At 62.9% G+C, this 25109-nt stretch carries 20 protein-coding genes; 6 read left to right on the forward strand and 14 right to left on the reverse strand.

Features of this window, described 5'->3' with window-relative positions; genetic code table 11:
- Nucleotides 1-45 precede the first annotated feature (45 nt).
- Nucleotides 46-837 (forward strand): 6-phosphogluconolactonase, encoded by a 792-nt coding sequence (gene pgl, locus H3V04_RS06305; protein ID WP_198187586.1) that lies wholly within the window; start codon nt 46-48, stop codon nt 835-837.
- Between the two features lie 20 nt (nt 838-857).
- On the opposite strand, the gene H3V04_RS10170 is transcribed toward pgl, so the two are convergent.
- Nucleotides 858-1643: an FCD domain-containing protein gene (locus H3V04_RS10170; RefSeq protein ID WP_198187587.1), complete on the reverse strand. Its 786-nt coding sequence runs from the start codon at nt 1641-1643 to the stop codon at nt 858-860.
- A 232-nt stretch (nt 1644-1875) separates the two neighbouring features.
- On the opposite strand from H3V04_RS10170, the gene H3V04_RS06315 reads away from it, so the two are divergent.
- From H3V04_RS06315 to gnd, 3 genes are read left to right on the forward strand one after another with little or no spacing between them, the layout of a single operon-like run.
- On the forward strand, nt 1876-3321 hold the full coding sequence (locus H3V04_RS06315) for a GntP family permease (protein ID WP_198187588.1): 1446 nt from the start codon (nt 1876-1878) through the stop codon (nt 3319-3321).
- Nucleotides 3322-3357: 36 nt separating this feature from the next.
- Complete coding sequence (locus H3V04_RS06320) at nt 3358-4035, forward strand: gluconokinase (RefSeq protein ID WP_232342612.1); 678 nt, start codon at nt 3358-3360, stop codon at nt 4033-4035.
- Nucleotides 4036-4044: 9 nt separating this feature from the next.
- Nucleotides 4045-5001, forward strand: coding sequence for a phosphogluconate dehydrogenase (NAD(+)-dependent, decarboxylating) (gene gnd, locus H3V04_RS06325; protein WP_373564711.1), 957 nt, complete (start codon nt 4045-4047; stop codon nt 4999-5001).
- Here the strand turns inward: gnd and H3V04_RS06330 are convergent.
- From H3V04_RS06330 to H3V04_RS06345, 4 genes are all read right to left on the reverse strand, one after another.
- Nucleotides 4991-5920, reverse strand: coding sequence for a family 43 glycosylhydrolase (locus H3V04_RS06330; protein WP_198187590.1), 930 nt, complete (start codon nt 5918-5920; stop codon nt 4991-4993). The two genes, gnd and H3V04_RS06330, sit on opposite strands and share 11 nt — an antisense overlap.
- Before the next feature lie 83 nt (nt 5921-6003).
- Complete coding sequence (locus H3V04_RS06335) at nt 6004-6861, reverse strand: carbohydrate ABC transporter permease (RefSeq protein ID WP_029677600.1); 858 nt, start codon at nt 6859-6861, stop codon at nt 6004-6006.
- Nucleotides 6858-7787 (reverse strand): carbohydrate ABC transporter permease, encoded by a 930-nt coding sequence (locus H3V04_RS06340; RefSeq protein WP_082069311.1) that lies wholly within the window; start codon nt 7785-7787, stop codon nt 6858-6860. Before H3V04_RS06340 ends, H3V04_RS06335 begins: the two co-directional genes overlap by 4 nt.
- 13 nt (nt 7788-7800) lie before the next feature.
- Nucleotides 7801-9051 (reverse strand): ABC transporter substrate-binding protein, encoded by a 1251-nt coding sequence (locus H3V04_RS06345; protein WP_198187591.1) that lies wholly within the window; start codon nt 9049-9051, stop codon nt 7801-7803.
- 185 nt (nt 9052-9236) lie between these two features.
- Here H3V04_RS06345 and H3V04_RS06350 point away from each other — a divergent pair, with 185 nt between their 5' ends.
- On the forward strand, nt 9237-10271 hold the full coding sequence (locus tag H3V04_RS06350; RefSeq protein ID WP_198187592.1) for a LacI family DNA-binding transcriptional regulator: 1035 nt from the start codon (nt 9237-9239) through the stop codon (nt 10269-10271).
- A 69-nt stretch (nt 10272-10340) separates the two neighbouring features.
- On the opposite strand, the gene gndA is transcribed toward H3V04_RS06350, so the two are convergent.
- The 3 genes from gndA to H3V04_RS06365 form a co-directional block, all read right to left on the reverse strand.
- Nucleotides 10341-11807 carry an NADP-dependent phosphogluconate dehydrogenase gene (gene gndA / locus H3V04_RS06355; protein WP_198187593.1) on the reverse strand — a complete coding sequence of 489 codons (1467 nt, stop codon included), beginning with the start codon at nt 11805-11807 and terminating at the stop codon, nt 10341-10343.
- Between the two features lie 112 nt (nt 11808-11919).
- The gene (locus H3V04_RS06360) at nt 11920-14241 is read right to left on the reverse strand and encodes a KUP/HAK/KT family potassium transporter (protein WP_198176931.1); all 2322 of its coding nucleotides are present in this window, start codon (nt 14239-14241) and stop codon (nt 11920-11922) included.
- A 175-nt stretch (nt 14242-14416) separates the two neighbouring features.
- Complete coding sequence (locus H3V04_RS06365; RefSeq protein WP_198187594.1) at nt 14417-15373, reverse strand: TatD family hydrolase; 957 nt, start codon at nt 15371-15373, stop codon at nt 14417-14419.
- Nucleotides 15374-15571: 198 nt separating this feature from the next.
- Here H3V04_RS06365 and H3V04_RS06370 point away from each other — a divergent pair, with 198 nt between their 5' ends.
- Complete coding sequence (locus tag H3V04_RS06370; protein ID WP_198187595.1) at nt 15572-16636, forward strand: glycoside hydrolase family 43 protein; 1065 nt, start codon at nt 15572-15574, stop codon at nt 16634-16636.
- Nucleotides 16637-16754: 118 nt separating this feature from the next.
- Here H3V04_RS06370 and H3V04_RS06375 read toward each other — a convergent pair whose 3' ends face one another.
- The 6 genes from H3V04_RS06375 to H3V04_RS06400 form a co-directional block, all read right to left on the reverse strand.
- Entirely contained in the window at nt 16755-17486 is a 732-nt protein-coding gene (locus H3V04_RS06375; RefSeq protein WP_198187596.1) for a hypothetical protein, read from the reverse strand.
- A gap of 164 nt (nt 17487-17650) precedes the next feature.
- A complete protein-coding gene (locus tag H3V04_RS06380; RefSeq protein ID WP_198176935.1) occupies nt 17651-18532 on the reverse strand; it encodes a carbohydrate ABC transporter permease in 882 nt (293 codons plus the stop codon).
- On the reverse strand, nt 18529-19479 hold the full coding sequence (locus H3V04_RS06385; protein WP_045934946.1) for a carbohydrate ABC transporter permease: 951 nt from the start codon (nt 19477-19479) through the stop codon (nt 18529-18531). The genes H3V04_RS06380 and H3V04_RS06385 overlap by 4 nt, the downstream gene beginning before the upstream one ends.
- Before the next feature lie 112 nt (nt 19480-19591).
- Nucleotides 19592-20911, reverse strand: coding sequence for an ABC transporter substrate-binding protein (locus tag H3V04_RS06390; protein WP_045934945.1), 1320 nt, complete (start codon nt 20909-20911; stop codon nt 19592-19594).
- Between the two features lie 228 nt (nt 20912-21139).
- Nucleotides 21140-22132: a family 43 glycosylhydrolase gene (locus H3V04_RS06395; RefSeq protein ID WP_198188000.1), complete on the reverse strand. Its 993-nt coding sequence runs from the start codon at nt 22130-22132 to the stop codon at nt 21140-21142.
- Nucleotides 22133-22270: 138 nt separating this feature from the next.
- The gene (locus H3V04_RS06400; protein ID WP_198187597.1) at nt 22271-25105 is read right to left on the reverse strand and encodes a family 43 glycosylhydrolase; all 2835 of its coding nucleotides are present in this window, start codon (nt 25103-25105) and stop codon (nt 22271-22273) included.
- Nucleotides 25106-25109 lie beyond the last annotated feature (4 nt).

The following is a 25109-nucleotide window of genomic DNA, read 5'->3' on the forward strand; positions in this document are numbered from 1 at the left end:
GGGTGTAGGCTGAGGCCAGCATCACCTGCATGCAAGGAGGATCAGATGACCGATCGTCGTACCGTGACCTATGCCACAACCAAGTTGCTCAACCAGGCTACAGCAGCCCGCATCCTGCTGGAGCTGGGAGACCTCCTGGCCCGTCAGGATCGGGCCGACCTGGCGCTGACCGGCGGGCGGGACGCGGCGGATGTCTATGCCCTGATGGGCGCTGATCCCCTGAGCCAGAGCGTGGACTGGAGTCGGGTCCACCTCTGGTGGAGCGATGAGCGGTTCGTGGGCCTGGAAGACCCGGACCGCAACGACGAGCAGGCACGACGGGCCTGGTTCGGCGGGCTGATCGACCAGGGGCTGCTGCCGCAGGCCAACGTGCATTCCATGCCCGTGGATACCCGCAGCCCAGCCCAGGTTGAGGCCGCCGACCAGGAGGAGAACGAACGGGCTCTGACCCAGGCGGCAGCCGCGTATCAACAGGAGATCATCGACCAGCTGGGGCCTGAGGGCCGGATGGATCTGGCCGTCTTTGGCGTAGGCCCCGACGGTCACTATGCCTCCCTCTTCCCCGACCGCCCCGAGGTCAGGTTGCAGGACGACGCTCTGCTGGTGACGGGTGTCAGTAATTCCCCCAAACTGCCCCCGCTCAGGGTCACCATGACCACGCCATTCATCCGCCGGACCCCCAAGGTCTGGCTCTTCACCTCAACTGCAGAGAAGGCCTCGGCCGTGGCTGCCGCCCTGGGAACCACGGACGATCCCCATGTCCCCTCCTCGTATGCCAGGGGCACCCTGGAGACCCTCTGGCTCCTGGACGCTGATGCCGCCTCGAAACTGAGCTGAACCCTCTGCGCCAAGAGCCTCTACAGACCTGGGGACTCCGAAGATTCCCTATCCGTAGCGCGAGCGGAGTCTTCTGAGTCCTTTCGTGTCATTTGTTCGACAGCCCGATCGGATTCGTCGACGATCCAATCCATGGCATGCCTTGCCCCCTCTGCGTCGCCCCGACGTATCAGGGCAGCCACGTCGCCGTGCAGCCGCAGAGCCTTCTCGTCGGCCCTCCTGGGCATAAGCTCATGCCGGGTCCGCCCAGACAGCACTGAGGCAATCACATCGCCCAGCGCCGCGAACATGGCGTTGCCCGATGCCTCAAGCAGGGTTCGATGGAAGGTTTCGTCAGCCTGAAGATAGTCCGGCCCGTCGGCTCGGTCAGCGTTGGCCACCATGTCTATAGCGGCCCGCGTCAGCTTCGCCCATTGATCATGATCAGCGTGGCTGGCCGCCAGCTGGGCAGCCATGGGCTCCACGCATGCCCTGAGCTCGGACAGCTCATGCAGGGTCCGCCCCCGGTCAGGTCCGCGCAGCCTCCACTCGATCACCCGAGGGTCATAGATATTCCAGAGCCGGCAGGGGTTGACCGTGGCACCGACCTTGCGTTTGACAGTGACCAGACCCATGGCCTCAAGAACCCTGGTGACCTCCCGGGTCACTGTGCGCGAAGGCCTCTGGCTATCCAGGTCCGGGGCGGGCAGCCTGTCACCCGGTGCGATGGTGCCGTCGACGATGGCCGCCCCCCACTGGTCCAGCAGCCGGTCATGCAGGGTGCCTTCTGTAGCCGTTTCGTCATCAGGCTTGCTCGCGCTTTCCACGAATTCCACTCTAGCAACCGGGCCCGTGCCCAGAGCGATCAGACGATTCTGCAAACAATTCGAGACTCAATCCTGCCCTCAGCATGCCATCTTCCAATCCGTCCCAGGTTCGTGTAAGATATTGTCTGTTAAGGCATACTTAATATCACGCTGTCGATATTAAGTAATGCAAAAATAAGAGCCGGAAAGCTGATCAGGCCGGACGGTTCGCATCCTCAGAGAAGAGGCAGCCATGCTTTTAGCGTCGCAGCCGACAGCCGACGGGTACCTGACCCTGGCGGCGAGTCAGGCCGTTTCCCTGAACACCACCCAACTGGGCATCAGCCTGGTGCTCAGCCTGGCGGTGCTCATTTTCCTGGTCACTGTCGTCAAACTTCATCCCTTTGTCTCCCTGCTGGGTGCCGCCCTGGTGGTCGGCATCGGTTCCGGCTACGGTCCCGTGGCCACCCTGACCAGCTTTACCGGCGAATTCGGCTCCACCATGGGCTCCGTGGGCATTCTGATCGGTCTGGGAGCCATGATCGGCAAGGTTCTCATGGACACCGGAGCCACCGACCAGGTGGTCAACACCCTGGTGGCCAAGTCCAAGCCCGCCACCATCCCCTGGATCATGGCCCTGATCGGCGCCCTGATCGGCCTGCCCATGTTCTTCGAGGTCGGCCTGGTCATTCTGGTCCCGGTCATCATTCTGGTGGCCCGCCGCACCAAGCTCCCCCTGATGCGGGTGGCCATCCCCACCCTGGCAGGCCTGTCCATCATGCACGCCTGTGTGCCTCCCCACCCCGGTCCCCTGGCCGCCCTGAGCCAGTTCAAGCAGACCGGCAACGTGGGCCTGACCATGATGTTCGGCATCCCCTTCGCCCTGATCACCCTGGTCGTCGTGGGCCCGGCCTTCTCCCGGCTGGCCTCCCGCTGGGTGCCCATCCAGGCACCGGCCGACTTTGTGGCCAAGAGCGAGCAGGCGGGCAAAGAGGAGACCCGGCTGCCCTCCTTCGGCCTCTCGGTCTGCTGCATCCTGCTGCCGGCAGTCCTCATGCTGCTGACCTCCATCTTCGAAATCGCTGTTCCGGGGTTCAAGAATCGCACGGACGGCCTGGCACAGACCATAAACTTCATCGGCAACCCGGTCATGGCCCTGGCCATAGCGCTGATCGTCTCCATGCTGGTCCTCAAGGCCGCCTCGGGCATCTCCTGGAAGACCGTCAATGACTCCCTGGGAGCCTCGCTGCCCGCTGTGGCAGGCATCCTGCTGATCGTGGGCGCAGGCGGCGGCTTCAAGGGTGTTCTGGTCTCCACCGGCATCGGCAAGATCATCGGTACCTTTGTCGAGCACTCCAACATCTCCATCTTCCTGCTGGGCTGGGTCATCGCCGTCTTCGTGCGCATCGCCACAGGCTCGGCCACCGTCTCCATCCTGACCACGGCCGGCATCCTCACCAACGCCATGACCATGATGCATGCAGGCTCCACGGCCACCACCCTGCTGGTCATCGCCATCGGCGCCGGGTCCATATTCCTCTCCCACCTCAACGACGCGGGCTTCTGGCTGATCAAGGAGTACTTCGGCCTCAGTGTCGGCGAGACCCTGAAGACCTGGTCGGTTCTGGAATGCCTGCTGTCGGTAGTGGTCCTGGTCCTGGTCATGATCGCCAGCATCTTTGTGCCCATCACCGCCTGAGCATCATTGTCGGATCACTTTTCAGAAAGGTTGCACATGGTCGACACATCGTTGAAGAATTCCGACGCGCTGAGCGCAGAAGACCACCCGGAACCCCAGGTGCCCTCAGCAGTGGACAACACGGTTCCCCCGGATTACTTCCAAGGCCGCACCCCTGTTCTGGTCATCATGGGGGTCGCCGGCTGCGGCAAGACCACCATGAACGAGCACCTGGGCAACAAGCTGGGTTGGGACATGGCCGAGGCCGACGACTTCCACCCCCAGGCCAACATCGACAAGATGGCCCGTGGCATTCCCCTGAACGACCAGGACCGATGGCCCTGGCTGGACAGCATCCATGAATGGATTGAGGACCACATACGCCGTGGGGTGCCTGGGACCGTCACCTGCTCGGCCCTGAAGCGGATCTATCGTGACCGGCTGCGGATGCCGGGCGTGGTCTTCATTCACCTGAGCGGGGACTACGACTCCATCATGGAACGGCTCTCCAAGCGGAAGGGCCACTTCATGAAGCCGCAGATGCTGCGCTCCCAGTTCGATGACCTGGAGCCCCTGGGACCGGACGAGGTTCATTTGACCATCGACGTGGGTCTGCGCATGTCTCCTGAGATCGAGGCCGAAGAGGTCATCGACACCCTGGGCCTGCAGTGCGACGTCAAGGCGCACACCGCCCAGGTCCAGGCCGAGCGCGCCCGACAGGCAGCCCGCAAGTAGCACCGACAAATCGGCCCGACCGCGGCCGAGCACCAACCATCGCGGTCAACTTCACACTGTTGCAGTCAATGGAGAGGAACTGACACTATGAAGATTGGCATGATCGGCCTGGGACGCATGGGCAAGAACATGGCGGACCGCCTGCGCACCGGCGGCCACCAGGTGGTCGGCTACGACATCGCGCCGGACTCGGGCAGGGATGTGGACAGCCTTGGGGCCCTGGTCCAGGCCCTGGAGGCCCCCCGGGTAATCTGGGTCATGGTCCCGGCCGGCAAGCCCATCGAGTCCACTCTTGATCAGTTGGGCGAGCTGATGGAGCGCGGCGACCTGGTCGTGGATGGGGGCAACACCCGCTTCACCCAGGACCAGGAGCACGCCCAAGCCTTGGCCGCCAAGGGCATAGGCCTGGTGGACGTGGGCACCTCCAACGGCATCTGGGGCAAAGAGAAGGGCTATGCCCTGATGGTCGGCGGATCGGACCAGGACGTGGCCCGGATCCAGCCCGTTATGGACACCCTGAAGCCCGAGGGCGACTATGGTCTGGTCCACGCAGGAGGCACCGGTGCAGGCCACTATGCCAAGATGGTCCACAACGGCATCGAGTACGGAATGATGCAGGCCCTGGCCGAGGGGTATGCGGTCCTGGAGGCCTCCGACCTGATCAAGGAGCCGGGCGAAGTGGTGGAGTCCTGGCGCAAGGGCTCGGTCATCCAGTCCTGGCTGCTGGACCTGCTGGCCCAGGCTCTGAAGGAGGACCCGCACCTGAGCGGAATCGCCGGCAAAGCCGATGAGACCGGCGAGACCAAGTGGATGATTGCGGATGCCCTGGAACTGGGAGTACCCACACCGGCCATCACCTCGGCCCTCTACGCCCGCCAGTCCTCCAAGATCGAGGACCCCATGACCATGAAGGTGGTCTCCGCCCTGCGCAGCGCCTTCGGCGGCCACCCCATCGTCAGGGAGTGACCGGATTCCGGGCCGGATACCAGTAGGATCCCACCTGCGGACGGACCTGGACCAGGGCGCCGTCATCAGTGAAGTCCAGGGGTGCAAAGACGATTTCGCGATGGCAACCGTCACCCTGGCCGTCCCTGGCGAATCTGTGGTAGGCCACAATCCAGTCGTCCCGGCCCGGCACACGGGTGATGCAGTGGTGCCCAGTGGCCAGAATCCCCTTGGCATGATCGGCCTTTATCAGAATCTGGGGCGCGCTCCAAGGCCCATCCAGCGATGGCGCACTGGACCAGCGGATCCGGTAGCTCGGATCCCTGGTATCGTTCTCCGACCAGGAGGCATAGTAGGTGTCCCCACGTCGGCAGATGGTGACGGCCTCGCGGAAGTTGTCAGGCACGGCGGAGCGCACTGAGCCATCTTCCAGACGCAGGCCGTCCGGACTCAGTCGCGCCATGTAGGCACGGCCATTGCCCCAGAGCAGATAGGGCACATCATCGTCATCCACAAAGACCGAGGGATCGATGGGCAGGCAGTCGTAGTCCCCCCGGGCGATGAATGGCTCCTGGGCCGCCCGGAAGGGACCGGCTGGCCCAGGAGCGACGGCCTGGCCGATCTGCCCGTCGGCCACAAAATACAGGATGCAGCGTCCCCGGCGCACCAACAGGCAGGGAGCCCAGGCACCCTGTCCCCCATGCCACCAGGGCACCTGGTCCAGGTCCAGGACTTTTCTACGGGTCCAGTGGCACAGGTCCCCGGATTCATAGACGTAGAAGGCATGCGAGGACCATCCGGGCAGACCATCCTCGGTGCAGTAGAGGTACCAGCGGTCCCCGACCATGACCAGATCCGGGTCCGCGCAGTAGCGATGCAGGGGGTTGCTCGCCAATCCCGTCCCCTCCGACCCTTGATGTGCGTTTGCGAATTCCTCCATGGACTGTGACTCCGATCCTTCATGAATGTGGCGGCCGGAACCTCCGACCGCCGCCATTGACTACGACCTTCCGACTGGCCGCCTTATCCCTTGACCGCGCCGGCAACCAGCCCGGAGACGATCCACTTCTGACAGAAGATGAAGAAGACGAAGACCGGTATCAGGGCCAGGACCGTAATGGTCATGAAGCTGGGCCAATCAGTGGTGAACTGGCCGACTGCGTTGTAGACCTGCAGAACGATGGTGCGCAGGTTGGAGCTGCTGATGAAGACGTTGGCCGTCATGAAGTCGTTCCAGGTCGACATGGTCTGGAAGACCACCACCGTGGTCAGGATGGGCCTGATCAGGGGCAGGACGATGCTCCAGAAGATCCTCAAGGGGCCGGCACCGTCGATTCTGGCGGCCTCGATGACCTCGAAGGGCAGGGACTGCATGTATCCCACGATCAGGAAGTAGCAGAAGACCGCCCCGCCCAGGTACATGATGATCAGACCCAGGAGCGTGTTGACCAGCCCCACGCTGGACTCCATCCGGTAGAGGGGAATCAGGGTGGACTGGGTGGGAATGACGAAGGCGATCATGAGGATCACCCCGATGACCGAGGTGAAAATCGACTTGCGCAGGATCATCCCGTAGGCGGCCAGGGCTCCGATCAGCACCTGGAAGAGCACGCCGAAGAAAGTGACGATCAGCGTGTTGACCAGGCTGCGGACGATGGGCACCGTGGCGAAGGCCCGCGTGTAGTTGCGCAGCGTCCACTGCTTGGGCAGGCCCAGCGGATTGGTGGCCATATCGGGCACGGTCTTGAAGGTGTTGATCAGGATGTACCAGAGGGGTACGGCGCAGATCAGGGCGATGATCAGGACCACCACGCTCCTGACCACCGAACGCCGCCGTTCCCGCTGGCTCAGAGTCAGGGTCGAGCTCTTGCTGCTGCTCATTGGAACCTCCTGGAAATCAGGCTGGCGGCGCCCATCTGAGCGAAAACCACCAGGGCCGTGGCCACGGTGAACAGGACCGCCAGGGCCGAGCCCAGCCCGTACTGGGACTGGCCGATGCCCTGCTGAATGATGGACTGGGTCACCGTATAGGTGGAGTACCCGGGACCGCCCTTGGTCATGGTGTAGGGCAGGTCGTAGACCTTGAGGCCTCCCGACATGAGCAGGAAGCTGGAGGTGACGATGCCTGGGATCAGCTGGGGCAGGGTGATGTGGACGAACTGCTGGCGGCTGGTGGCCCCGTCCACCGTGGCCTGCTCATAGAGGTCTCCGGGAATGGACTGCAGGAAGGCCAGGTAGAGTGTGGCATGCCAGCCGATCTGCGCCCAGACCGCGATGAAGATGACACAGCACCGGGCCAGGGTCGAATTGGACAGCCAGGGCACCGGTCCCAGGCCGAAGACACCCAGGATGGTGTTGAAGACGCCTGACTTCATGGGCGAGAAGATGTACTTCCAAACCATGCCCATGATGGCCAGCGAAGGCACGCTGAAGAAGAAGAACAGGGAACGGGCGAAGTTGCGGCCCCAGAACTTCCGGTTCAGGGTGACGGCCAGGGGGATGGCGAAGATGGTCACCAGAACCGTCTGGGCCACGGCATACAGGATGGTGAACACCAGACCCTGCATGGTCGAGGAATCGGTGAACACGCTGTGATAGTTCTTCCAGCCCACATAGTGCATGTTCAGGCTGTAGCCGTTGAAGTCGGTCACCGAGTAGATGATGGTCTGCACCAGCGGCACCGCGAAGAGGATGACGAAGACGGCCAGGATGGGCAGGAGGAACCAGAAAGAGGTCAGATCCTGCCGCAGGCCGACCATGCGCCGCCGATGGGCGTTGGCACGTTCTGCCGAGGATTGGGAAGCCATGATCCAGCCCTTCCTACTTGACCGAGGCCATCTTGTCGTCGATGGCCTTGGCCCACTGATCCAGATTGATGGACCCCTGCACCAGCTGCTGGGTCTCGGACTGGCGGACCGTGGTCAGCACATCAGGCTTGGCATAGAAGTTCATGAGCAGGAAGTAGTGGCCTGGCTGCACGTTGGCCCGGTAGACCTGCTCGTACTCGGGCTTGACCTTGGCCTTGAACCCCTGGACGGTGATGGCATCCCCGTTGTCGGCCGAACGCTGCAGGGCCCAGTGGCTGTCCATGAAGGTCAGGAACTTCCGGGCCGCCTTGAGCTTGTCGCCCTTGAGGTGGGAGTAGATGGCGTAGGCAGGCGATGGCGATCCCTGGGCGTAATTGACCATGCCCTTCTCCATGAGCGGCATGGGGGCCATGCCATACTTGAGCCCGGCCTGGGCGATGGATGGCAGGTCCCAGGGGCCGGTGCAGATCATGGCCACCTGGCCATTGATGAACTGGGTCTTCATGTCGTCGCCGCTGATGCCGACCGTGTCCCGGGTGACCAGACCCTGGTCGTACAGCTTCATCCAGGCCGCAGCCGCCTCGCGTTGGTCGCTGCCGGGCTTTTGAGGGCGACGGTCGATCAGACTTGTCACATCGACCTTGTCCCTGTCGAACTGCGAGCCCATGAAGGCATCGGGAATCCTGCTGGGGCCATCGGCGGTGGACTCCAGGAAGGGCGTGACCCCGGCGGCCTTGAGCTTCTTGCACAGCTGCAGGAACCCGTCCCAGGTCTCCGGAACCTCCTTGGCGCCAGCCTTGGCCAGCAGGTCCTTGTTGTAGACGATGCCGGAGGCCCAGGAGGACACGGACATACCGTAGACCTTGCCCTCATGACTGACGAAGTCCTTGTTGGCCTGGGAGATGTTGCGCATGAAGGGCTCGTTGGTCAGGTCCCGCACGTAGCCGTTCTTGATCAGGTCGGCCTTGTTCTCGGAGGTGATGATGAACACATCCGGGGCCTGGTTGCCGACCAGTCGGGTCTGCAGGGTCTGGATGTACTCGGGGGTCGGCGGCGAGTAGCTGAAGTCCACCTTGATCCCCGGGTTCTGTTGCTCGAATTGGTCGATGTATGGCCTCATGACCTGTTCGTTGTTCCATGACAGGAAGGTCAGCGTGGTCTTGGACCCGTCAGCGCCACCAGCCCCGCAGGCACCCATGGCCGACACCAACACGCCGACCCCCAACGCCGCAGCTATGCCCTTCCATGCTCGCTTCAGCTTCATGACTCCTCCTTGCAATCAATCCTCTGAACATCCGTCCGGGCTGTTCAACGTCGAAACCCGGGAATTGACACGATTCAACTGCTGTCACAATATGGTATAGCACGTTGGTTGAATCGTGTCAATTACATGCTGACAGGACCACACGCGCGCCTAAGATGATGACTGAACCCCGGGAAAGGTGCGAGATGGTGACGATGAGCGACGTGGCCAAGGAGGCGCAGGTCTCTCGGGCCACTGCCTCCTATGCCCTTCGAGGCGATAGACGCATAGCGGATGACACCAGGCGCAGAGTCCTGCTTGCCGCCCGCAAGCTCCGCTACTCGGCCAATCTGTCAGCCAGAAGCCTGCGCTCAGGCAAGAGCGGCATCATCGGCGTGGCCATCTTCGAGCTGGACAAGCCCTACCCCGCGCAGATGAGTGCGGCCATCTCCCGGCAGATCAACGCCCACGGCATGCAGGCCATCATCCAGCAGACCTCCAACTCCAAACAGGACGAGGTCTCCATCCTCCGGCATGTGACCAGCCAACTCTGCGACGGCACCATCTTCAGCCCAGGCAGCATCACCAATGAGGAGATGCAGGAGCTGGCCGATGGCAAGCCTCTGGTCCTGCTGGACGACCCCTCAGCCGAGCCGGTCTTCGATTCGGTCATGACGGCCGGATTCGAGGGAGCCACCATGGCCGTGCGGCACCTGTTGGACTGCGGATGCCGACGGATAGGCGTGGTGGGTGCCGACATGGCGGACAGCACCGATCCGGTCCAACGGCACTCGGTCCGTGGCCGCAGGGTGGCCGGCTGCCTGAAGACCCTGAAAGCCGCCGGAATCAAGGCCCAATCTAAGGACTTTCTGTCCCTGGAGCGCTGGGACGGGGAGATGGCCCGCGACCTGGGCCATCATCTGGCCGACACGTCCGACCTGCCCTTTGACGGCATCTTCTGCATGACCGACTCCCTGGCCCTGGGCCTGATCCGAGGACTGCACGAATGCGGCGTGGAGGTTCCCCGGGACTTGGCCGTTGTGGGATTCGACGGCATCCAGGAGGGAGAGTCCTATATCCCTTCGCTGACCACCATCAGCACCGACAAGGAGGACCTGGCCCGCAAGGCGGTGGATGCCCTCCTGGCCCGTCTGCAGGGCGAGGACGATAATCGTCCTCCCACCCGGACGACTGCCGACTGCCGGCTGGTGGTCCGGGAATCCACAGCCAGGATCCGCTGACAGGATGACAAAAGGGTCCGCGCAGCCGTTTCAGCGGCTGTGCGGACCCTTGCGGTTCCGGCGAGAAGCTCAGTCCTGCTTGATCTCGGACTTGTCCTCGGCCCAAAGGGTGTGGAAGGCGCCTGGCTGATCCACGCGCCCATAGGTGTGGGCACCGAAGAGGTCGCGCTGGCCCTGGATCAGGGCGGCAGGGAGCCTATCGGAACGCAGCCCGTCGTAGTAGGACAGGGAGCTGGCGAAGACGGGGATGGGGATGCCGGCCTGGGTGGCACGGGCCACAACACGCCGCCAGGAGTCCTGGGCCTGCTCGACCGCCTGCTTGAAGAAGGGGTCGAAGAGCAGGGAGCCCGGCTCACGGCCGGAGGCGTAGGCATCGGAGATCCGGTTCAGGAACTTGGCCCGGATGATGCAGCCGCCACGCCAGATGCGGGCGATGGCACCCATGTCCAGCTTCCAACCATAGACCCGGGCGCCCTCCTGCATCTCGTTGAATCCCTGGGCATAGGCCACGATCTTGGAGGCGTAGAGAGCCTGGCGGATATCCTCGATGAAGGACTTGCGGGCCTCGGGGTCGGCAGCCAGATCAGCCATGACGGCCTTGGGCTGCGGACCCTTCAGACCCTCCTGGGCCGCCTGGCTGCGCAGCTCAGGCGAAGAGGAGAGTCCCCGGGCGAAGACGGCCTCGCCGATGCCGGTCACGGGCACGGCAAGGTCCAGTGCGGTCTGCACGGTCCAGGTACCGGTGCCCTTCATGCCGGCCTGGTCGGTGACGATGTCGATGAAGGGCTTGCCTGTGGTGGCATCGGTGTGATGGAGCACCTCGGCGGTGATCTGCACCAGGTAGGAGTTCAGATCCCCCTGGTTCCACTCCTCGAAGACCTGTGCGATGGCCTCGGGCTCCATGCCCAGGCCCCGGCGCATCAGGTCATAGGACTCGGCGATCACTTGCATATCGGCATACTCAATGCCGTTGTGGACCATCTTGACGAAGTGGCCCGCCCCATCGGTGCCGATGTGGGTGACGCAGGGTTCACCATCGACCTTGGCCGCGATGGACTCCAGGATGGGCCCCAGGGTCTTCCAGGACTCATCGGTCCCACCGGGCATCATGGAGGGTCCCAAGAGGGCGCCCTGCTCACCGCCTGAGACGCCACAGCCCACGAAGTGCAGCCCACGGGCCCTAATGGCCTTTTCACGGCGGATGGTGTCCTTGAAGTAGGCGTTGCCGGCATCCACGATGATGTCACCCGGCTCCATGAGGTCGGCCAGATCATTGATCATCTGGTCGGTGGGATCCCCGGCCTTGACCATGATGATGGCCGTGCGGGGCTTGGTCAGCGAGGCCACGAACTCCTGCAGGGTCTTGGCCGGAACGAAGTGGCCCTCCTGGCCATGATCGTGGATCAGGGTCTCGGTACGCGAATAGTGGCGGTTGTAGACCGCTACGGTATTGCCGTGCCGTGCCAGGTTCCTGGACAGGCTGGCACCCATGGCGGCCAGACCCACGACTCCGATATTGGCTTGAGCTTGTGTCATCACATCACCTTTCGACGGTAGCCCGGAAAGGCCGGGCACCAGGTTCCATGCCGTCAATTCTATGGCCCGGACCCGATTTGGGCCAGGCTGGATAGGGTGAGATTCCACTCACTCAGCCCTTGTGATGCTTGCCGCCCTTGATCTTGCGGGATGGCAGGACCACGCGCGTCAGCTTGGGAACCGCCCGCGTGGAGACGAACAGGGGCTGCACCTCCACGATGGGGTTGTAGGGAGCCAGGCCGAACCACTTGATCGGCGAGCCCGCCACCTTGCGGATGGCGTACTTGACCTTCAACGAGAAGGCGCCGCGGGAGTCGATCTTGGACTCGGGCATCAGGGCCTTGTGGACCAGCACATAGGTGACGGTACCGATCTGTGGGTCCTCGTCCACCTTGGGGTAGATGGAGGGCTGCTTGGGCAGCTCGCCGCTATCGATCAGCTCGTGCATGATCTGGTGCAGGTAGGTGGCCACATTCTGGTCCACCTTGAAGCCCAGCCTCATGCGCACGCGGAAGAGATAGTTGGTGCCGAAGTTCTCCACCGAGTACTTGCGGGTGTAGGGGGCGTCCGTGGTCTGGACCGAGACGGCCCACCAGGCCCGGGCCCGCTTGGGTCGGTTGGCGAAGATGGAGAAGAAGATGTCGGTGTCCAGCCGCCGCATCTCCGCGTCCGAGGTCAGATAGACCAGGTTGTCCGCATAGTAGGGGACGCGGAAGTCGTTGTGGAGCATCTCCAAGGCGGGCAGGCACTCCTTGGCCGTCATATGCCGCCGCTGCGAGCGCTCCACCTTGGTGCCCACGTCCCAGGTGTACATGATGTAGAGGATGGCCGCGGTCAGCAGCATGGTGAACCAGCCACCGTGCATGAACTTGGCCATGGAGGCCATGAAGAAGAGAATCTGGATGGCCAGGAAGACCAGGGCGAAGAGCAGGGAGAGCGCCCTCTTGCCGTCGTGCCAGATGTAGTCGGCCAGCAGGACGGTTGTGGTGATCATGGTCACCGTCAGGGCCAGTCCGTAGGCGGCCGAGATATGTTCGGAATCCTTGAAGATGGCCAGCACAGTCAGCGTGGCCACGCACAGGACCCAGTTGATGGTGGGGATGTAGAGCTGGCCGCGGGTACGCGCCGGGTAGCGCACCTGCAGGTGGGGCATCCAGTTGAGTCCGGTGGCCTCCGAGACCATGGTGAAGGCGCCCGTGATGAGGGCCTGCGAGGCGATGACACCGGCCGTCACCGACAGGAGGACCGCCACGTAACGCACGGTGGTGGGCATCATCTGGAAGAAGGGGTTGAGCCCGTCCACACCCTGCAGGGCCTTATTGTCGCTGTTGCGCAGGATCCAGGCCCCCTGGCCGAAGTAATTGAAGACCAGGGCGACGTTGATGAAGGGCCAGGTGGCGTAGATGTTGCCGCGGCCTACGTGGCCCATGTCGGAATAAAGAGCCTCGGCTCCCGTGGTCGACAGGAAGACCGTGCCCATGATGGTCAGGCCCACCGGGTTCTGCGGACTGAAGAGGAAGCGGATCCCGTAGACCGGATTCAGGGCCTCGAAGATAGACCAGTCGTTGCCGATGCAGTAGATGCCGATCAGGGCCAGGAAGGCGAACCAGACCATGACCACGCTGCCGAAGACCTTGCCGATCCGCTCGGTTCCGCGCGACTGGACCGCAAACAGGATCAGGATGATCACGAAGGTGATGACCATGGTCAGATTTCCGTTTTCACGGAAGATCGGAGTCAGGACGGGGATGGTCTTGAGGCCTTCCACTGCCGAGGATATGGAGACCGCGGGGGTCAGCACCGAGTCAGCCAGGAAGGCTGCGCCGCCGACCATGGCAGGGATGGCCAGCCATTTGCCGTAGTGCCGGACCAGGGTGTACAGGGCAAAGATGCCACCCTCGCCCTTGTTGTCGATGCGCATGGCCACCAGCACGTATTTGACCGTGGTGATCAGCGTGATGGACCAGAAGACCAGGGAGAGCATGCCAAGCACGGCCGCCCTGTCCACGCGGGCCATGCCGCCCTGCCCGGCCACGAAGGCCTGCATGGTGTACAGGGGCGAGGTGCCGATGTCGCCGTAGACCACGCCCAGGGCCACGATGCACATGCCCAGGCTGATTCTGTCCGGCGAGGACTGCACCCGCCGCCACCAGCGGCCCAGAGGGCCCTTCGGCGGGGTACGGCGACGCTGGGCCGCCCTCTGGGCTTCGCGCCGGACCCGCTTGAGCTCGTTCTCCTCCTCGCGCGTGCGGGACTTGGCTGAGATCTTGGGAGCCTTGGTAAAGCTCTCCGGAGGAAGTATCGATTCTTTCGTCAGCCGACCCTTACGAGAGGCTGCCGTCGGCTTCGCCGCTTTTTCACCGGATAACCGGGGTGGTTCGTCAGCGCCCCTGCCATCATCCTGAGCCGCCAACTCATGCCGCTCATCCGCCATAGAGCCCTCCATCGGCCAATGCCTTCACTCATCTACTTCCGGGTGCCGTATGTTGCTGTTTGCGCACACGTGCGACGACAACCGTAGCACTCTCCCCCCACACTTGGCAGGGGCGATTCAGACCGCGACACACCATTAGCTTAATCCCGGTCCGGCACCGTCCGTCCAGCATCCCTCACAGGCCGTAAACCCGGCGCGTGGTGGCTGCCGTCGCTTTGGCCACCTGTTCCAGGGGGCAGTCCAAGGCATCGGCCATGGCACGCAGGGTGTAGGGAATCATGTAGGGGGAGTTGGTGCGTCCCCGGTAGGGCATGGGACTCAGGTAGGGTGCATCAGTCTCCACCATGATGTGGTCTATGCCGACCACGGACAGGGCCAGGCGGATTCCCTCGTTGCCCTTATAGGAGACCGTCCCCGAGAAACTCAAATACCAGCCATGCTCGGCAGCCACCTGGGCCATCTGTGCATCCCCCGAATAGGAGTGGAATATCGTACGTTCGGGAGCGCCGTCTTCCAGCAGGGTCTCAATGACCTGGCGGTGGGCGTCGCGGTCATGGATCTGCATGGGCAGGTCCAGCTCCTTGGCCAGGGCGATGTGATCACGGAAGGCCTGTCGCTGAATCTCTTCGGCCCCCTGGCCGGTTCGGAAGAGGTCCATGCCCGTCTCCCCGATGGCCACCACCTGGTCGGGATACGCGCGGGCCAGGCGGGCGACCTCCTCAAGCGCCTGCTCGAAGGTGACCTCATGCCAGGGCTGATATTTCAGTGGCAGGCCGTCCGGTCCCGGCACACCCCGATGGCCGTGAAGGACTGCCTCATTGGGGTGGATGGCCAAGGCCGCGTGGACCACCCCGGGATGGGCCAGGGCCAGGTCCACAGCCGTCTGCAGGTGTGGCAGCTCGCAGCCCACGTCGATGGCCCCTATCACGCCCACAGCCCGGGCCCTTTCCAACTGCTGGTCGACCGTGCGGACGGGGACCGGATCCTGCCCACGCTCCCTGGCCTGCCGGTCCATCTCCTGGGCGAAAGGGACCACAGAGGCCATGTGGGTGTGATCGTCAATGACACCAATGCCTTCAGGCAGCGGCTCAGGGTCTGGTGCCCAGCTGCGGTTGCGGTGATGCTTGCTCATGGTCCACAGTCTAGGGTCCCGTGCGACCCAAACCGCGACCTGCTCGGACGGGCGGCGCCGACAAAGGGAACGCTGGCAGCTAGAATCGCCCATGACGGCCCTGGAACGGCTGAAACGGAAGGGCGAAGGGGCACCCGCCGCCCATCCGCCGGCCCCCCGCAGCCGCGGTACGGTTGCCGTCAGCAGGAAAGGTGGAACATGTCTACGGATTGGCAACCCTCGTTCGAAGCGACCAGCGCCTACCTCTTCGTCCACTTCACGGGCCATGAACAGGCTGAGACGGACGAACAGCTCTACTTCGCCCTCAGCCGGGATGGTCTGCACTGGCATGACCTACGCGCCCAAGGTGACCCAGTGCTGACCTGGGACGAGGGCGAGGGCGGCGTGCGCGACCCCTATGTCGTCCGAGGACCAGACGGCCTCTTCCACATCATCGCCACTGATCTGTCCGTCTACCACAGGGGCGGCTGGCAGGAGGGCAAGGCCACCGTGAACGGTTCCACCAGCCTGGTCATCTGGGATTCACCTGACCTGGCCCACTGGGGCAGGCCCCGCCTGGTTGATGTGGCCTCGGCCATTCCCAGGGCCGGCATGGCCTGGGCACCGGAGGCCTGCTGGGATGCCGACAGGAAGCAATGGATAGTCTTCTGGGCCACGGCTGCCGCCGACAGCGCTGAGGACCCGGCCGCAGCCGATCTGGCCAACGAGCTGGGAGACGGCATCAACATGTACTACGCCACCAGCACCGATCTGATCACCTTCTCCCGCCCGGTCAAGTGGATCGACCGCAGCGACGGGATCATCGACACGACCATGCTCAAGGCGCCCGACGGCTGGTGGTACCGGGCCTCCAAGGATGACCAGATCACCCTGGAACGCACGCACAACCCCTATGCGGTCACCCATGAACTGGTGCGCACGGACGACGATCAGGCCTGGTCATATCTGTCCAACCTGACCGACATCTTCGGCCAGGGACGCTACTCCTCACGCTATCTGGAGGGCCCCGAGCTCTTCCTCTACAACGAGGCCGATGCCGCTGGACCTGACGGACGGAACATGCCCTTCGGCCTGATCTGCGACCAGTTCGCGGAGGGCCGGGGCTACCTGCCCTTCCGCTCGGCGGATTTGTCATCCAGGCGGCAACAGGACTGGGCCTTGGTCACGGACATGGACTTCGGTCGGTTGACCAAGCGCCACGGCTCCATCATGCCCATCACTCAGAGCGAGTATCGGGTTTTGAAGCGGACCCTGACCCGCTGAACGGCTTCTCGGCAGGTTCGGGCATGCGTGAGTTCGTGCCTGTCAGTCGTGCCCACATGGGCGTAACGGCAATCCCCTCTCCATCCCATGCAGGTACATGACATGGATACTCGCCGACTCAGCCGAAGTCCATGTAGTCGACGAAGGCCCGGATGTAGGATACGGTGTCGGCTACGTTGCTCAGCCCCAGGATGGCATGATCGGGTAGCCCGGGCACCTGCCTCCAGCGTGATGATCGGGAGAGATCCAGACCCATGGCATGGGACGGATTCGATACCTGCCGGCCCCTGGAATCCACCAGAACGCCCTGGCCAGCCAATCGCCGCAGGTCGCCGTCCTTCAATCCTTGCGAGGGCTTAGCCACCAGCCCGCGCTCACACAGGGTCGGAAAGAGGTCTGTGGGGGCGATCACCATGTTGATCTGACCCGCAGTGACCTGGGTCAGGGCCTTGGCCGAATCGTCGTATCCCTGGCCATTCAGGGTCAGGGTCGCCTCCATGTCGACCAGCCGACCATCCTTGATTCCCCGGTCGCGCATGAATCCCTGTTTGAGCCGGTCGAACCCCTCCTCCTGGGCGCTCATGTTGAAGCCCTGGACTGAAATAAGCGGGTCCGGCGGCCTGGTCAGTCTGGTGACGACCAGGCTGACCAGAAGGGCCAGTACCAGACCAGCGGTCAGAATACCCGGAAGGAAGTGCTGGGCGAAGTAGGGCCAACGCTTGGCCGGCGGCAATTGCCTGAAGATGGTCCACTTGGACTGACCGGCGTGGGGATCCGCCGATGCCAGAACCCCCAGGGCATCCTCCTGGTCGGAGCTCAGCCCATACTGATCATCCTGACGCTCATCCATGCCTGACCTCCCCGTCCACGACGCTCACCAGCCCAGTCTAGATTCGGAACAAACAAGGGGCCGACGGAGGGTGGTCATCCCCCGTCGGCCCCTTAGGCATCAAGCACAGCGACCCATCCCTCAACGGGCCCTGTACCTGGTGCCGATGATGTCTGCCTCGTCGCTCACTTGATGCCCGTCATGGCGATGCCCTGCACGAAGCTCTTCTGAATGAAGAAGAAGACGATCAGCAGAGGCAGCGCCGAGATCAGGGCGCCTGCCATGACCACGCCGTAAGGCGTGACCGATGAGCCATGGCCGGTCAGCATGGCCAGACCGGCGGTGATGGTCCTGGTCTCCGGGCGGCTGGTCATGATCAATGGCCAGAGCAGGTCGTTCCAGTTACCCATGAAGTTGAACATGGTCACCACCAGCACCGCGGACTTGGCGTTGGGCAGGATGATCTGCCAGAAGATGCGGAACTCACCGGCACCGTCGATGCGGGCCGCGTTGTCCAGATCCTTGGGCAGGGAGATGAAGAACTGCCGCAGCAGGAAGATGCCGCCCACATCAGCCAGCCTGGGGATGATGATGCCCCAGTAGGAGTTGACCAGACCCATGCTTGCCAGCAGCTTGTAGACCGGGATCAGCAGGGCCATGCCAGGGATCATCATGGTGGCGATCAGGATTCCCAGCAGGAAGCCGCGCCCCTTGAAGTCGATCCTGGAGAGCCCGTAGGCGGCCAGGGAGTCGAAGAAGACCGAGAAGACCGTCACGGCCCCGGCGAAGATCACTGTGTTCATCAGCTGCTTGCCGATGGGCATCCGCTGGAAGAGCGAGGTGTAGTTGTCCAGGGTGAATGAGGAGGGAATCACCTTGGGCGGCCAGGTCTGGGTCAGCTTGTTGGGCGTGAAGGAGGTGATCAGCACAATCAACAAGGGGAAGATGATGATCACCGTCATCAGGATCAGCAGGAAGTAGGTCAGGACCCTGGCCACCATGTGCCTGGCATGGGCCCTCCTGAGCAGCTTATCGTGCTCGATTGCGGTAGGAGTCGACTGGCTCATCCGATTTCCTCCTTCTCATGCTTGTTGTTCCAGACCAGCTGGATGACGCCGATGATCAGCGTCATGATCAGCAGGACATAGGACAGGGCCGATGCATAGCCCATCTTGCCGTTGCCGAAGGCCTCGGTGTAGATACGGTAGACGATGGTCTCCGTGGCGCGGTCGGGGCCTCCGGAGGTCAGGATGAAGACCTGGTCGAAGACCTGGAAGGATCCGATCAGTCCGAAGATGACCACGTAGTTGAAGGTGGGCAGCAGACCGGGCAGGGTGATGTGCAGGAAGCGCTGCCAGGCGTTGGCCCCATCCAGGGAGGCCGCCTCGTACAGGTCCGGGTTGATCCCCTGCAGACCGGCCAGGAAGATGACCATGAAATAGCCGAAGTTCTTCCAGACGGTGATGAAGATGATGGTGGCCAAGGCCGTGGACTTGGTTCCCAGCAGATCCATGTGCTGGATGCCGAAGAGCACCTTGCCCCAGTAAGGTATAAGACCCAGGGAGGGCGAGAGGATGAAGCTCCAGGCTATGGAGGCCACAGTCAGCGAGATGATGTAGGGCATGAACAGGCAGGTGCGGAAGAAACCGACCCCCTTGATGTCCTTGCGGTTGAGCAACAGAGCGAAAGCCAGGGCCACGATGACCACCAGCGGCGCGTAGGCGACCGCGTAGATGACCGTGTTGCGGAAGTCGGTCCAGAAGTCCGCGTTCGTGAAAAGCTCGGCATAGTTGTGCAGACCGACGAAGATGCCCTTGCGGTTGATGCGGTCTGTAGTCAGCGAGGTGAAGAAGGTCTTGATGGTCGGGTAAAAGACGAAGACCGACAGGACGATCAGGGCCGGGGCTATAAAGCTCAGCCCGATCCGGATATTGCGCCTTGAAAGGGTTTTCTTGTTGTCCTTGATGACCGCGTCGGCGCCCTGCGCGGGTGGGATCCCAGTGGTAGTGGACATAAGTACTCCAAAGTGCCGCCCGGACACCGGGCCCGGGCGACGGTCAGCCATGAGGGGACCGGCCGGCGGCACTACTGGCCGCCAGACCGGCTCCTCAGGGGTGGATGGTCAATCAGTCCTCAGCCTTGTACTCGTCCAGATACTTCTGGATCTTGTTGGAGGCTTTGGACAGCGAGGCGGAAATGTCATCGTCGGTACGGGCGGTGTTCTGGGTCACCGAATCCAGGGTGGCCGAGATATCCCCGAAGCCGCCCTTGAGGCCGGCGATGCCGATGTAGGAGTTGTCCGTGTTCTCGGAGACCTTGGCGATCAGGGGGCGCTTGGAGAGCTCTTCGGTGGTCACGGTCTTGTTGTTCGGCGGATAGGCGGAGCCCAGGGACCACATGACCTGATTGTCATGGTTGTTGTAGTACTTGAAGAAGGCGTAGATGCCCTTCTTCTTGGCCTCGTCCTTGACCTGCGAGGTGACCCACCAATACAGGCCGGTTGAACCGGTGTTGGAGCCCTTCCTGCCGTCGGGGTAGACATAGGTGCCGTCTCCGTTGGGCACGGGGAACAGATCGTGATTGATGCCCTTGTCGGTGGCTGCCTGGTCCTCCCAGGGGCCGACGATGACCATGGCGGACTGGCCGGACTCGAAGGACTCGCGTGCAGCGGTGTCATCCATGCCGGTCTTGGAGTAACCGCCCTTGTAGAACTCGCGCATCTTCTGCAGGAAGGCCTTGTTCTGCTCGGAGTTGATGGTGACCTTGCCCTTGGTGTCGTAAAGACCGGTGCCGTTGCCCTTCATGAAGGCCGCCCATCCGGAGTCGGACAGGGCCATGCCGTACTGGGAACCGTCACCCTTGGTCAGCTTCTTGGCCACATCCAGGAGCTGGTCCCATGTCTTGGGATAGTCCTGATCGGTCAGACCGGCAGCCTTCCACATATCGGTGTTGTACCAGACGGTGGTGGGCGCGTAGCCCATGGGGACCGCGCACTGCTGCTTCTTGCCATCAATGGTGAACTCGGTCTGCTTGGTCACGTTGGGCAGGTAGTTCTTGGTCTCGTTGGAGGGATCGTCATAGAAGTCCTGCACGCACTGGAAGGTGCCGTCGATGGACCAACCCTGGCCGTTGTCGGCGCCGGTGGTGACGAAGTCGGGGCCGTCGCCCGAGGTGACCTTGGTGACCATGGTCTCGCCGATGGTGCTCCAGGGCTGCAGCTGGGCGTCGATGTGGTACTTCTTCTGCGACTTGTTGAAGTTCTCGACGATCTTCTTCAGAGTCTTGCCATCGGCCTCGGAGAATCCGTGCCACATGACGATGTTGGTGACGCCGTCCTTGCCCTTGGCATCCTTGCCACCACTGCCGGAACCGCAGGCCGAGAGCCCCACGGTGCTGAGCGTGGCGAGCGCGATTGCGGCTACCGCAGCCTTTCTGATTGCCTTCATTGTCTCTGTCCTTTCGACATCAAGCAACGGTTACAAAGGAACCGATGACGACCGGAACAACCATGTCCTGCCCATCTGGTCCAATGGCTTGCATCGCCTGGTCACGCTCCCAGATACGTGAACGTAGCCCACGCCTTTGTAAACCGACATCTTTCTAACGTTGCAAATTATATAATACTCGCTTCTCCAACGATGTACAAGCGTGTCGGGCATGGCCCGGCAATGCCCTCAATGACTGCCATCGGGAGGCAGGATCTGGCGGCTCGTCGGGGTCCACCGATCGTCAGGCAGAGGCCGTCCGAAGTCCGGGCCATGGTCGGTCCAGGTGACCAGTCCCACCCTGGCATGGCGGTTGGGATCGAAGAGTGGGTCCCCTTCGATATGCGTGTAGTTGCGGGCATGGTAGATCATCAGGTCCTGGCTGCCGTCCTCGCTGACCGTGAAGCAATTGTGGCCGGGCCCATACTGGTGGTTCTCCTCAGCCGTTTTGAAGACGGGATGATCGCTCTTGGTCCAGGAGGCCGGATCCAGCAGGTCGGCATCCTCACGGGCGGTCAGCATGCCCACTGCGTAGGGGACCCCGGTGCCCGAGGCTGAGTAGGTCAGGTAGATCATGCCCTGGTGAAGCAGAACGGCCGGCCCCTCGTTGACCTTGAAATCGATGCATTCCCAGTCATATTCGGGTTTGGAGAGCAGGACAGGATCGGTGGACAGCGTCCAGGGATCGGCCATACGGGCGATGTAGAGATTGGAATTGCCCTCGATGGCCGGATCCTTCTGGGCCCAGATCAGGTACTGACTGCCCCCGATCACCGTTGTGGTGGCATCCAGGGAGAAGGAATCGATTGGGGTATGGATCTGCCCCTTCTCGGTCCACTCGCCATCCATGGGGTCTTCGCCGGTATTCTCCAGTACGTACATGCGGTGGGTGGGCAAATCGGCAGAGCCGAAGTCCTCCTCTGCAGCCGCAAAGTAGATGTACCAGGCCCCATTGATCCGGTGGAGTTCGGGCGCCCAGATGTACCTGCTCATGGGACCGGACTCGTGCTTGCGCCAGATGGTGCGCTCAGGGGCGGCCTGCAGGTCGTCCAGCCTGGCGGCGGCGCGCAGGATGATCCTGTCGTAGGCCGGGTAGGAGGCGGTGAAATAGTAGAGGTCCCTGTGCTTGATGACCCAGGGATCGGCCCGCTGGAGTACCAGGGGATTGTGGTATGCGCTCATCATGTGTTCCTATCACGAAGACAGAGGTACTGGTCTGTATGACCAATATACAACGTTGAATATTAACGGGCCGCCACCCTCCACCGGGCGAACGAAGTTGAAGGCGGAGGGCGGCTTGTGCAGCGGGCCCGTTCGGGTTCAGCCCCGGGCTCGGCGAATGGCGGTGAACACCAGTGCGCCCAGCCCCAGGACAAGGGCCGCAGATGCGGCAGCGACGGGAGCCGACAGGGCCGATCCGGTCAAGGGCAGGCGACCGGCCTTGCCTTCCTTGCCGGACCGACCTGCGGGTGCAGGAGTGGGGTCCGCGGCGGGAACAGTCGCATGATTGGCATCGCCATCGGCCTCCTCTTGAACCTTGGCATCGGTCAGGGGACGCGAACCCCAGATTGCCGCGGCACCTGCTGCCCTGGAGACATCGGCACCGGCATCGGTGAAGACATCGCCGCCCAGCCCTGAGAAGAAGACGACCGGATGGCCCTGCTCGTCAAGCTGTCGGCCCAGCCTGGCCCGATAGACGCCGTGCAACAGGGTGCCCGGATCCGCCGAGTCCACCTTGATGGTCAGATTGCCGGCGGTCGCCTTCCAGGAGCCCTGCACCTGGCCGCCCAGCCGACCGCCGGCCAGCAGGCTCACTGACACCGACCGGTAGATGGCCGGGCTGGACAGACCGGACCCCGCATAGTAACGGACCGGATCATGGACCACCACCTGGTAGTCGCCGACCACCTGGCTGGCGGAGACCCTGCCCACCGAATCCCGGTATTCGAAGGGCGTCATGACCAGCCATCCGTCAGGGGTCTGCACCATCTGCTTGACCCGGACCTGATGTTCTTCCAGGTTGCCCTCGGCACGCACGAAGCGTGTGTGGTAAACGTTAAAGACACGATCGTCGTCAAACAACAGCGCGTTGCCCCCCTGGGAGGTCAGCACCTGGTCCTGTCCGGGCTGGGCGAAGGAGGAGTCGATCCGCAGGCCCCGGTTGGCATCCAGATCATTCATTGCACGCCCATAGACGGCCGACTTGCCGTTCTGGTCCAGGTAGGGGCCGGTGATGGAACGGGAACGGAATTCACGCATCTGGTAGCCCCCGGTCTGCCCGAGTCCGCCGTAGGAAAGCATCAGATACCACCAGTCGCCCTGATGGACCAGGGCGGTGCCTTCGCCTGAGTTGCCGAAGCCTCCGGCGAGTTTGTGCCCGTAGTAGGCGTCGGACTGGTTGGCCTGGGTGGGGTAGGTGGTGGAGTAGTCGCGCAGCCCGGTCCTGGGGTCCAGGCGGATCATCCAGATGCCGCCGAACCAGGAGCCGAAGCTCATCCACAGGCCCCCCTGCCCGTCATCCTTGACACAGGCGTCAATCGCATTGATACCCGTATCCGTGAGGCTGGCATAGCGCGACAGATCGGCATTGGGCCCCAGCACCTTGGGCACGTCGGTGGCCGCCACGTTGGACTTCTGGAAGCCGGAGTAGACCACCGGTCCCACCAGGCTCCAGTCCCCCTCGATGTCGTCGGCGGTCAGCAGGACGATGACCGACTTCTGGAAGGGGAATCCTCCCCCGTTCAGGCTCAGGTACATGCACCACTTCTTCATGGTGGCGTTGTAGTAGACCTCGGGCGCCCACATGTTGCCTGTCACGTCCGGATTGGAGGACTGCTTGGGCCATGCCTTCCAGATGGGATCCAGAATGCGCTGGTAATCCCGGCTCAGATTGTTGGTGAACGGCTCCCAATGCTTGAGGTCGGTGCTGCGGGCCCAGGCCCGGTGGGAGCCGAAGACGTAGTAGCGCCCTCCGGCCTTGACCACGGAGGGGTCATGTACGGAGACGCGCGAGTAGGCGTTCTGACCGTCCTTGGAGGTGCCCCTGACAACAAGCCGGTAGTCCTGCTGGATGGCTTTGGCCTTCAGGGAGGACCTCGAGGCCCTGTTCGCCTGCAGCCGGGCCGTCAGCGTAACGGGGACATCACGCTTGCCGGGGACCACATGCGCCCTGCCCGTGGCCGCATTGACGCTGACCGTTCCGGGAGCCGAAGAGTTCCACCTTACCGATGCGACACTAGTTGAGACCGGCAGGTTGAAATCACCGTCCACAGCTGCAGGGACCGCCAGTGATGTGGCCTGCTGGTCGATCAGATCCCCCAGGTCCTCCGAGGGCAGGGTGGCGACGATCTGGTCGGCATCCAGGGCCTGCGGATAGACGGCGAATGACTGCACTGCGCCATGGAAGAGCGCGTCGTCTATGCCGGGGTATCGGGACTGGCCGATTACGTTGTGGCGGTGGTCGCCGAAGGCGGCGGGATTGACCGTGGCCTTGCCCTCAGCCACCTGCAGGCCGTTGATGTAGAGCCGGACCATGTTGTTCTTGCCATCGATGGTGGCAGTCAAGGTGGAGAAGCGGTCATCGGGCAGGTTCTTGGATGCCGGCAGATAGGTCTCGCCCTGGCCGTTGGCCTTGGAAGTGATGGAGGTGTACAGGGAGGTGTGGGTGGATACGGTCCAGGAGCCGACGGCCTGCTGGCCTGTCCCCCCCAGCGACCAGAGGTAGGTCCAGGGGCCTGAGGCGTTGAAACGGTCGTTGCGCACGCGGATGGACACCGTGGCGTTGGCGCGTCCGCTCAGTATGTCATCAGGAAGTTTGACATAGGTGCTTCCATCGAACAGGAGCGCATCGTCGGTCTTGACTGCCCCTGTCGGCCGACCATCGGCGTCCAGGATACGGGCCGGGCCGAAGGATGAGTCTGAGACGGTATTTTCTGCCTCCTTGGCCCCTGGAGCAAGGGCCGAAAAATCGTAGCCGAGCAAGGGCTGGGGCTGACTGGCCGACATCCTGGTTGTGGCGCTACCGTCGGCTTGGGACTGATCCGCCCAGGCTGGGGATGCGACTGTGCCGCCCGCCAGTATCATGCCCATGAGGGCCGCCGCTGCAACCCCTCCTCGACCTCGTCGTCCTGCGTCTGATGACGATTGATGACGCATGTTC

The sequence above is a fragment of the Bifidobacterium sp. M0353 genome (assembly GCF_016100645.1).
Classification (GTDB): domain Bacteria; phylum Actinomycetota; class Actinomycetes; order Actinomycetales; family Bifidobacteriaceae; genus Bombiscardovia; species Bombiscardovia choladohabitans.

Excerpts from the sequence above, each read along its gene's own strand:
- gndA (WP_198187593.1), bottom strand. The coding sequence starts at position 11,807 with ATGACACAAGCTCAAGCCAATATCGGAGTCGTGGGTCTGGCCGCCATG.
- H3V04_RS06330 (WP_198187590.1), bottom strand. The coding sequence starts at position 5,920 with ATGGAGGAATTCGCAAACGCACATCAAGGGTCGGAGGGGACGGGATTG.
- H3V04_RS06370 (WP_198187595.1), top strand. The coding sequence starts at position 15,572 with ATGTCTACGGATTGGCAACCCTCGTTCGAAGCGACCAGCGCCTACCTC.
- pgl (WP_198187586.1), top strand. The coding sequence starts at position 46 with ATGACCGATCGTCGTACCGTGACCTATGCCACAACCAAGTTGCTCAAC.
- H3V04_RS06335 (WP_029677600.1), bottom strand. The coding sequence starts at position 6,861 with ATGAGCAGCAGCAAGAGCTCGACCCTGACTCTGAGCCAGCGGGAACGG.
- H3V04_RS06365 (WP_198187594.1), bottom strand. The coding sequence starts at position 15,373 with ATGAGCAAGCATCACCGCAACCGCAGCTGGGCACCAGACCCTGAGCCG.
- H3V04_RS06390 (WP_045934945.1), bottom strand. The coding sequence starts at position 20,911 with ATGAAGGCAATCAGAAAGGCTGCGGTAGCCGCAATCGCGCTCGCCACG.
- H3V04_RS06345 (WP_198187591.1), bottom strand. The coding sequence starts at position 9,051 with ATGAAGCTGAAGCGAGCATGGAAGGGCATAGCTGCGGCGTTGGGGGTC.
- H3V04_RS06385 (WP_045934946.1), bottom strand. The coding sequence starts at position 19,479 with ATGTCCACTACCACTGGGATCCCACCCGCGCAGGGCGCCGACGCGGTC.
- H3V04_RS06360 (WP_198176931.1), bottom strand. The coding sequence starts at position 14,241 with ATGGCGGATGAGCGGCATGAGTTGGCGGCTCAGGATGATGGCAGGGGC.
- H3V04_RS06400 (WP_198187597.1), bottom strand. The coding sequence starts at position 25,105 with ATGCGTCATCAATCGTCATCAGACGCAGGACGACGAGGTCGAGGAGGG.
- H3V04_RS06375 (WP_198187596.1), bottom strand. The coding sequence starts at position 17,486 with ATGGATGAGCGTCAGGATGATCAGTATGGGCTGAGCTCCGACCAGGAG.
- H3V04_RS06320 (WP_232342612.1), top strand. The coding sequence starts at position 3,358 with ATGGTCGACACATCGTTGAAGAATTCCGACGCGCTGAGCGCAGAAGAC.
- H3V04_RS06350 (WP_198187592.1), top strand. The coding sequence starts at position 9,237 with ATGGTGACGATGAGCGACGTGGCCAAGGAGGCGCAGGTCTCTCGGGCC.
- H3V04_RS06380 (WP_198176935.1), bottom strand. The coding sequence starts at position 18,532 with ATGAGCCAGTCGACTCCTACCGCAATCGAGCACGATAAGCTGCTCAGG.
- H3V04_RS06395 (WP_198188000.1), bottom strand. The coding sequence starts at position 22,132 with ATGAGCGCATACCACAATCCCCTGGTACTCCAGCGGGCCGATCCCTGG.
- H3V04_RS06315 (WP_198187588.1), top strand. The coding sequence starts at position 1,876 with ATGCTTTTAGCGTCGCAGCCGACAGCCGACGGGTACCTGACCCTGGCG.
- H3V04_RS06340 (WP_082069311.1), bottom strand. The coding sequence starts at position 7,787 with ATGGCTTCCCAATCCTCGGCAGAACGTGCCAACGCCCATCGGCGGCGC.